Source organism: Oleiphilus sp. HI0086, assembly GCF_001635225.1.
The window spans coordinates 1-883 of sequence record NZ_LWFZ01000048.1 but is presented as its reverse complement, the minus strand read 5'-3'; the positions used below and the strand labels follow the sequence as shown (position 1 = coordinate 883).

At 44.6% G+C, this 883-nt stretch carries 1 protein-coding gene; it reads left to right on the top strand.

Going from position 1 to position 883, the window contains the following annotated elements:
* Positions 1-220: 220 nt before the first annotated feature.
* Positions 221-883: glycosyltransferase N-terminal domain-containing protein (locus tag A3756_RS00820; RefSeq protein ID WP_304438841.1), on the top strand; the 663-nt coding region annotated here is incomplete at its 3' end.

The following is an 883-nucleotide window of genomic DNA, read 5'->3' as shown; positions in this document are numbered from 1 at the left end:
GTTAGATTGGCTTGACATAGATATCGTTTTCCTCGGAAGCGCTCTCTCATCAAGTGATGTGAGAAGCGCTGCTAATCGTCTATACTGCGTCTTTTGAATTTTTCGAAAGGCGCTTATGTTCCGCTTAGTTTACACAATTCTTTTCGCACTCTGTATGCCATTTGTTTATCTGAAGCTTTTATGGCGAGGATTTAAGGCGCCAGAATATAAGGCCAGAAAAATGGAGCGTTTTGGTTTTTTTAATGCGCCAAAGCTGAATAGAAGTATTTGGGTGCATGCTGTGTCCGTAGGCGAAGTGCTAGCAGCGGAGCCAATTATTCGAGAGATTCAAAGGCGTTTTCCAAACCGAGATATCGTTATCACTAGTATGACGCCAACCAGCTCCGAGCAAATTAGAAAGCGCTTTGGCAGTGATGTGTTTCATGTCTATGCACCTTACGATATTCCCTTTATGGTGAAGGCGTTTTTGCGCCGGGTAAAACCTGAATGTCTGATCATTATGGAAACCGAACTCTGGCCAAATATGATTCACCAGGTGATGCGAAGAAACTGCCCGGTTGTCATCGCTAATGCGCGTTTGTCAGAGCGCTCAGCAAAAGGCTACCGACGCTTGAAACCCGCTATTGGTTGGATGTTGAATGATCTGTCACTCGTGCTATGCCAGTACGAAAATGATGCTTCACGATTTGAATCACTAGATATCGCAAAGGAAAAGATTTTTGTAACGGGTAGCGTAAAGTTTGATACGAACGTGGAAGATAGTCATGTTAAAAAAGCCGCTCACCTGAGCGCAAATTTACCCGCTAAGCCTAAGATTTGGGTCGCGGCGAGTACGCATGAAGGCGAAGACGAGCTGGTTTTAAAAGTGCATGAACGTTTGAGG